The organism is Aquiflexum sp., assembly GCF_041751335.1.
In the GTDB taxonomy this organism is placed as follows: domain Bacteria; phylum Bacteroidota; class Bacteroidia; order Cytophagales; family Cyclobacteriaceae; genus Aquiflexum.
Window position 1 is genome coordinate 1 of the sequence record NZ_JBGSXS010000103.1, and the last position, 7,605, is coordinate 7,605.

General features: G+C 38.4%; 7 protein-coding genes. 3 read left to right on the plus strand and 4 right to left on the minus strand.

What is annotated here, in order from left to right:
• Nucleotides 1-147 precede the first annotated feature (147 nt).
• Both ACEW8U_RS05980 and ACEW8U_RS05985 read left to right on the plus strand, forming a co-directional pair.
• Nucleotides 148-1,011: an agmatine deiminase family protein gene (locus tag ACEW8U_RS05980; RefSeq protein WP_373521128.1), complete on the plus strand. Its 864-nt coding sequence runs from the start codon at nt 148-150 to the stop codon at nt 1,009-1,011.
• Nucleotides 1,012-1,214: 203 nt separating this feature from the next.
• The gene (locus tag ACEW8U_RS05985; protein WP_373521129.1) at nt 1,215-1,391 is read left to right on the plus strand and encodes a hypothetical protein; all 177 of its coding nucleotides are present in this window, start codon (nt 1,215-1,217) and stop codon (nt 1,389-1,391) included.
• On the opposite strand, the gene ACEW8U_RS05990 is transcribed toward ACEW8U_RS05985, so the two are convergent.
• The 3 genes from ACEW8U_RS05990 to ACEW8U_RS06000 form a co-directional block, all read right to left on the minus strand.
• Nucleotides 1,385-2,389 (minus strand): alkaline phosphatase D family protein, encoded by a 1,005-nt coding sequence (locus ACEW8U_RS05990; RefSeq protein WP_373521130.1) that lies wholly within the window; start codon nt 2,387-2,389, stop codon nt 1,385-1,387. The two genes, ACEW8U_RS05985 and ACEW8U_RS05990, sit on opposite strands and share 7 nt — an antisense overlap.
• Nucleotides 2,386-3,078, minus strand: coding sequence for a Crp/Fnr family transcriptional regulator (locus ACEW8U_RS05995; RefSeq protein WP_373521131.1), 693 nt, complete (start codon nt 3,076-3,078; stop codon nt 2,386-2,388). The genes ACEW8U_RS05990 and ACEW8U_RS05995 overlap by 4 nt, the downstream gene beginning before the upstream one ends.
• A 98-nt stretch (nt 3,079-3,176) precedes the next feature.
• Nucleotides 3,177-6,371, minus strand: coding sequence for a carboxypeptidase regulatory-like domain-containing protein (locus ACEW8U_RS06000; RefSeq protein WP_373521132.1), 3,195 nt, complete (start codon nt 6,369-6,371; stop codon nt 3,177-3,179).
• Between the two features lie 274 nt (nt 6,372-6,645).
• Between ACEW8U_RS06000 and ACEW8U_RS06005 the strand changes: the two genes are divergently transcribed.
• Nucleotides 6,646-6,900 carry a VF530 family DNA-binding protein gene (locus ACEW8U_RS06005; protein WP_373521133.1) on the plus strand — a complete coding sequence of 85 codons (255 nt, stop codon included), beginning with the start codon at nt 6,646-6,648 and terminating at the stop codon, nt 6,898-6,900.
• A 432-nt stretch (nt 6,901-7,332) separates the two neighbouring features.
• On the opposite strand, the gene ACEW8U_RS06010 is transcribed toward ACEW8U_RS06005, so the two are convergent.
• On the minus strand, nt 7,333-7,605 hold a 273-nt coding region (locus tag ACEW8U_RS06010; RefSeq protein WP_373521134.1), incomplete at its 5' end, for a DUF1080 domain-containing protein.

The window sequence follows — 7,605 nt, forward strand, 5'->3', positions numbered from 1 at the left end:
CATTTGTCGGGGTTCAACAGATCCTTGTGATAATTCACCAAAACATTTTGAACCCGCTCAAAAATACAGGACCCATCGCCCTCTCTTAGTTTTAAAATACGTACCTTTCAGGAGATATTTTTTCCATTAGAATGTCAATCCCCAAATATGATAAAAGGTACCGATACCGATACTGTCTTTTTCTCACAGTTGTTGCTCAGTGATTCCAGATATACAGAAACATGTAAGGAGTTGATGGCAATTTTAACCAAACATCAGATACCATTTCATTTTCTCTCAGGGGCCAAAGATATTTGGTGCCGTGATTATATGCCCATACAGGTCTCAAAGGATAAATTTGTTCAGTTCAGGTACGAACCTTCCTACCTGAGACCTTATCCCGAACATTATACAGACCCGGTCTTTGTATGTTCAGAAAATGGCATCCAAGCCAAAAAATCAAACATCATTCTGGATGGTGGCAATGTGGTCACTTGGTCTGATAAGGTGATTATGACGGATAGATTTTTTGATGAAAATCCGGATTACACGAATAAAGCCAAATTGGTCTCTGATCTAGAAAATCAGTTGGAAACCGAAGTGATTATCATTCCCCAGGTCAAAATGGACTATACCGGTCATGCCGATGGGATGGTGCGTTTTGTGGACGAAAGCACCTTGATCGGAAACGATCGTGATTTGGAATATCAGTATTGGACCAAAGAAATGAATGTGCTGCTAAAAGAAAATGCTCTGGATTATATTGATATTCCTTTTTTTGAATATCATCTGAAAATATATCCCTTAAATGCCATCGGATGTTATGTCAATTATCTTGAGGTAAAAAACCTGATTGTAGTGCCGATATTTGAGGTGGAAGGAAACAAGGATAAAGAAATCAAAAATATTTTTAAGAAGACTTTTCCCGACAGGATTATTGAAACAATCAATTTCAATGAAATCGGGTATTATGGTGGATTATTGAACTGTGTCACCTGGACAGTGCAATCTGATCCAAGAGTTAAGTTTTAATTCTATAAAATTTACCATTGGGAATTTAAGGATATATAAATTTTAAGACATTTTTGGGAGAATAACCGTAGGAGAGGCACTTATAATAGCCACGGGTCTCAACCCGTGGCCGGAAGGAGTAGTTAGAGAAGTTAAGTTCCGGAGGAAGGAACGATTTTGAATCCTGATCAAAAATAAGTGATTCGAATTGATTCATAAAAGTGATGAAATTGAAGATAAGAAGTCCAGCAAAATGGATTCCTCACAGGATTGATGCTGAATCCGGGGTAGGAGTGCATGACGTTGCCGAAGATATTACAGGTGACGGATTGGTGGATATCATTATTGCCAACAAAAAAGGTTTCTTTGTTTTTGAGCATGAAAGAAGTGGTTTTTATTGAATTGGCAGCGTCTGCTCCAAGTACGTTTGACCCTCTTCCCCTTTGATAGTGAAAGTCATTTCTCCGTTGTCCCAATCAAAGTCTACCATACCATAATGCAAGGAGGCTATCAAATTGCCTATACGATAAGGATTATATTCTTGCTTGTATTCCTTCCAGGTATGTGTCATTCCACTAGATGTAATTTCATATAGCCCTGTTGGAAATTGCTTGTTTTTTAAGACAGAGATTTCTGCAATATGTCTGTCACCACTAATTAAAACAGGATTTTTTATTTTAGAATTAGAAATCAAGTCAAACAATTTTTGTCTCTCTTTCGGAAAATTTTCCCATTTCTCGTACGGATGTTCAGTGGGTATAAACTGGATTCCTGAGGCGATAATGTTTACAGAGGCTGAACTTTGCTTAAGTTCAGTTGCCAACCAATCCCACTGTTGATCACCTAAAATGGATCCTTCCTTGTTGGGTAGATAAACACCATTCTCTCTTTCAAGTGTATCACGCATATATCGGGCATCAAGTAAGAACAATTTGACTGAATTATCTCCAACTCCGAAAGTGTAAGCTGTGTAAACACCTTGCTGCCTTCTTCTTTCACTATCTTGAGGTTCAGCCAAAAAATCCAACATGATTTGCATTGATTCTTCCTTTTGGGCATAATGCTTACCTCCATCATTAATCCCATAATCATGATCATCCCAAATACCAATGATTTTGGTCCTTGATTTCAATTCAAGGTAACCAGCAACAGTGTCCTGCGCTTCGTACTTCGCCCGTAGCAAATCCATATTGTGCGTATCGCCATAAACATTGTCTCCAAGCCAAACAAAAATATCTGGTTTATCTGCAAGAATCGGCTTCCAAAGTGGTTGTGGCAAATCATGTTTATTACATGAACCGAATGCGATTGAATTAATGAACTGATTTTTCTGGGCATGCGTGCCACTTATCAGAATCATTGTAAACAAGAGAACTAAAGTGATTTTTGTACTTTTCATTTGATTGATTTTTCAGAAGTAATATTTATATGAGACTTGAATAAACTGGTAGTTTGTGGTCTTTGGCGCGGTTTTAAAAGTTTGGAGACAGTCTGCCTGGTTAGTCCGGTAAGATGGGCAATATCTATAATTGAAAGTAGTGAGGATATATAGATTTTTTTCCCGTTGAGGTTATAAGCTTCATAGTCCAACTCCTGAAATATTGCATTTACACGTTCTTTTGGTGTCTTTGTGCATATTTTAAAAAGACGGGTTTCGACTCTACACCATCTTTCTATCACCATTTTGTTGAACCATTCTGATACTATTGGATCGTTTACAATTAAATATTTATAAAAAGTTAAATCATATTCTATGACACTACAGGCTGTTAAAGTTTTGGCAAATTCAAAAAACTGCCCGTTAAGGTATCTAAGATTACCGAATACTTCATTCCTGAAAAGAATTTCATAACATACCTCCTGTCCTTCAACCGTATAACTACCCAGCTTTACCACACCTTTTTCCAATTCAAACATGTGATTTGGTTTATTGGGGGGCATGTAGATATAAGATCCCTTTGGATAGGTTTTGCTTGTGACCAGCGTATGTTTTTTTTCAGGCCTTAAGGTATTTAAAATGTAATCCCGCAAATCCATATGGTGTTTTTTAAAATGATGTGCATATGAATAAGTTGTTCTAATTGCCATTCGTTCACACTTAACAATAAGATAAAACCGGATTAATTTTAAGGTCATAAAGTTGCTGGAAGATTAATATTCCAGCAACTTTTAATTGTATCTGAATCTTAGAAGGAATAGCGTATTCCTAATTGAATTCGCCAAGGATTACCATTGATTGGTAATACCCCAACTCCGGACTCCACATTATATATATATTGTTGTGTGTCCTGGTTAAATCCTCTTATACTCTGTAGGTTACGACTTCTTCCGAGGTCGTTGTTTACACCCCATTCCTTATTAAGAAGATTCATAAAATTGAATACGTCTCCCGAGAGCTCAAGATTTTGCTTCCCGAACGTTTTAATTGTTTTCAATAATCTCAGATCCATTGTGAAGAAAAATGGGTTTTCTCCGCCATTTCGGGCTGCAACTTTACCAAAACTTTCTCTCAGATATTTTTTGGCACTTTCAGCTGTATTTGGATCATTCAATATTGCATTGTATCCCTCTCTTATATTTTCAGGAGTGCTTGGGTCATTGGGGTCAAATACATAAGCAAGGGCATTGTTTAAAGGGAAATCACCTTGCAGTGATCCATTTGATACCAGAAAGGAGTATCGTGAACCACCAATTCCAATTAAAGATGCGCCCAGAACAAATCCTTTCCAAGTGGGAGAAGCACCATTCAAGACCAACTTATCCCTAAACTGACTGTCAGAATATCCCCAGTTTAATGCCCTGGAATCATCTACTACAGGAAGAAATGTAGATGTATTCGCCACGCAACAATTATAAGAGCTATTATCAAATGCCTGATTATATGTGTAAGAAGCTGTAAAATAACCATCTTTTCCGATTCGAACACTTCCATCAATTATCAAGGCATATTGGTAGGCTTCCCCAATTGATTGCAGCTCTAACACACGCCCAACATCATTGGACTGTCTTGAATTTAACCAATTGGTCTGGCCGTTGTTACCTATGGTATTAGCAGGTACAAATACACCTCTATTAGCTTCATTTTGAAGTCTGAAATAAGGCTCAGCGACCATATTGCCTTCTACATAGACATAATTGTTTGTTGTATGAGCAACTAGGGCATTTGCGCCCAAACGAACTCTGTCACCTATGAACTTATTATAATTCACATTGGCTTTAAAAGTGTTTGGAACTCTAAAATCCTCTGCAACAGAATTGATAGTAGAAATGAAACTGGCTCCTTCAGGTATCCCCGGTGCCGGCAGTCCATTTCTATAACCTATAAAATCAGCTTCAGGCACAAGCACTCCCTGGACATCGATAGCTGCAAGCATAGTCCCGGAATTCTGGATATTGTTCACTTGCGCATAATAGTGCGGTTGGGCACTGAACATACCTGCTCCGATTTTTAATATATCCGTATTTTTCCCATTAATATTCCATATCACCTGTGCTCTGGGCTGTATGTTTCTGAAGTCCATTGGTCTATTTGAAGTACTTATTCCTAACTCATCAAAAACCATGGGATTGAAATCAGCTTCGTTCATAAACATGGTTGCATCGTACCGAAGACCAATGACCGCATTGATATTGCGATGGGGATTCCATTCCATTTGACCAAAGATCGATAGATCCAATACCGTCTGCTTTACAATTGGCAAACCAGATAGCGGTACTTCCCGCGCATACCTGAAGGGCGTATTATTTTCAAAATCTTGTAGGGAGTTGTAGAAAAACCTTCCATTCTGCTCATTGCTTAATAACGTTTCTAGGTAGGTGACCATATTGTCTGTACCAAAAGTAAAATTATATTTACCACGTTGCAGATAAGTCGTGTTGACAATATGGATTTGTTCTTCCAAATTAGTCTCAGGAGAAAACCGTTGACCACCTATTTGGATATTGGTAGTCTGTATTGCTTGGGGATTGTTTTCGGTCGGGAAAGGTGACACTACCCTCACTATAGCTCTTGGTATATTTGCTAGAGGTAATTGATCGCTTGGATTAAAGGCTCGCTGTGCTCTTTGATATTGAACTTTAAGCTCATTTGTTGTGCTCGCATTGACAATTGATCTCAACGATGCCAATAAGCTGTTTTCTTTCGATGAAAAATTTCCCCATACCTCTGATAGATTAATTGCCGTGTTGTCATTTATAGATAAGGGATTATTCCAATCAGTATAATTATTGCGTATAGTTAGCTTGTTCCTTTTATTAATCTGCCAATCCAAACGGGCAAAGAATGTGTTAGCTACCGTTTTGCGGCTGAACTCACCCACCTGTTGTTGATTTCCTACCCCATATTGATTTCTCGCAATATCTATAAACTTGCTAAGGGTATCTTGACGGATCCTCAAACGTCTTTCATCATCTTCATTTCTAATATCAGCGATGAATTCAGGTTCACCGGCATCCTGTCTATCAAAAACTGTAAAAAAGTGAAGCTTGTCCTTTATGATCGGTCCACCTAGACTGAATCCCCATTGGGTATTGTTAAATACAACACTACGGGGATTGCCTCGAATATCCAATGGGCTAGCTAGGTTGTCATTTCTATGATAAGTAAAAGCTGATCCTTCAAGGATATTCGTGCCCGCTTTGGTCACTGCATTCAATGCCCCACCGGCCTGACGACCTTGTGTAACATCATATGAATTGGTGGCTACTTCAAATTCTCTTATAGCTTCAATAGACACAGTATAAGGTCCTCTTCCAATTTCACCCGCTGTCAATTGATTTCTTGCATTGACTCCATCAAGAGTCACATTGGTAGAGGTGCGGCGTTGGCCGCCTAAATTCAAAGAACCTCCACCCTGAAGTGGTGAAAGAGCGGTAAGATTTGTGAAATTTCTCCCCTCCGTTGGCAGATTTTTGATTTGCTTGGAATCGATTGCTGTCACTGCGCCTAGCTTATCAATCTGGTTTCTGAAACTATCTCCACTGACCACAACCTCAGCCAAATCATTACTTCCTAATTCCATTTGAATATCCAGGTTGATCTTATCGCCAAGATTCAGTTGATATCCTGTCAATTTTTGCGATGAAAAACCAATAAAAGATACCGATACAGTATAAGGTTTTCCTAAGGGCATTTGCTGAAAACTGAACCTTCCGTCAACACCTGTAACAGATCCAGCTTCAAATCCAGTTGATTCATTTCGCACCTGAACAGTTGCGCCAATAAGTGGTTCATTTGCATCATCCAGCACCAATCCACTTATTGTGGCATTGGTTGCCTGGGCCATAACTTCCATCCTCGAAGAGCTAATAATATACACAACCCCGACTAAGGTTAATGGATAGAGAATTTTGTTGATTGTTTTGGTAAAATTGTTTTTCATGGTAAATAAAATTTTTATTCACTACAAAATTGAATGCTTGTGTTTTATAAAAATGTTAATATTTAACATGTTACTTATCAGTAATCTTTTGTTAACATATAGGTAAAAAATAAATGGGATTAAGGAAAGGTATGAATATGAAAGAAATTGTAAGCTTGTATATTTGAGTACCGATTTGTTTCATTCTCTTATCATTGTTATCCATTTAATTTTCAATAGTCCTAGTTTTGAGACTGAAAGGAATCAGAGAAGATAAAATCCTTATTTTTGATATATGGAAGACAGTAATAACCAAGATCCGAAAGCACAACCAAACAATCCTCTGCATGGTGTAAGATTGATCGATATGATTGAATATTTGGTCAATAAATATGGCTGGGAAAGACTCGGGGACAGGATCACCATCCGTTGTTTTACCCATGAACCATCTATCAATTCCAGTCTTAAATTTCTCCGCAAAACCGAATGGGCGAGGAAGAAAGTTGAGGACCTGTATGTGAGGACTGTGGAGAGGGAGGGGAGAGGGTAGAGAAGGTAGATCTTAGATTTTAGATTTGGAGAAAGGTAGAAGGAAGAGAGTAAAAAGGATGAGGGATGAAGAAAAAAAAAAGGATGAAGGTGGGAGGGATGAATTGGGTACAAGGAAATGTATTATAAATATAAATAGGACCTCTGGAGATTCTTCGTACCTCAGAATGACGTGAACCTTAAAATACCCCTCGGCAAGCTCGGGGAACGGATGATTTGGTTAATTGAGGTGGCCGAGCTTGCCGAGGCCGGATTGGTTTAACTTGATTTCATTACCTATTATAAACATTTTTAGAATGCTGGGGACTCGAAATGACAAGGAGAAGCCTTTTGCAATTCTTTGCCTATATTGAGTAATCTTCCCTTAGTCATTATAGCTAAGTTTATGCCTTAACTTACCTAAAACCAGTATAAGTGTGAAGAATCCCTCGATTTATCTCCCCGGCGTAATAACTATCTTCCTGAAATCCACGGGTCCATGGTCGCCTTGCAATACGATTGGTCCGGGTAATCCTTCTTTGCTGTCTAAAGCACCTCCGGTAATTCCTGGAATGATCTGATCATTGATTATTTTTTTGCCATTTGCCACTACTGTCAGCCTTCTTCCGATCAAGGTTATTTCATAGGTCTGCCATTCTCCCGCTGGTTTGGCAACCATTTCGTTGGGTGTCAAGAAACCATAGATTCCACCAAAAAGAAGATTTGA

What these genes read in the sequence shown, in the direction of transcription:
- ACEW8U_RS05995 (WP_373521131.1), bottom strand. Translation starts at nt 3,078, where the DNA reads ATGGCAATTAGAACAACTTATTCATATGCACATCATTTTAAAAAACAC.
- ACEW8U_RS05990 (WP_373521130.1), bottom strand. Translation starts at nt 2,389, where the DNA reads ATGAAAAGTACAAAAATCACTTTAGTTCTCTTGTTTACAATGATTCTG.
- ACEW8U_RS06000 (WP_373521132.1), bottom strand. Translation starts at nt 6,371, where the DNA reads ATGAAAAACAATTTTACCAAAACAATCAACAAAATTCTCTATCCATTA.
- ACEW8U_RS05980 (WP_373521128.1), top strand. Translation starts at nt 148, where the DNA reads ATGATAAAAGGTACCGATACCGATACTGTCTTTTTCTCACAGTTGTTG.
- ACEW8U_RS05985 (WP_373521129.1), top strand. Translation starts at nt 1,215, where the DNA reads ATGAAATTGAAGATAAGAAGTCCAGCAAAATGGATTCCTCACAGGATT.
- ACEW8U_RS06005 (WP_373521133.1), top strand. Translation starts at nt 6,646, where the DNA reads ATGGAAGACAGTAATAACCAAGATCCGAAAGCACAACCAAACAATCCT.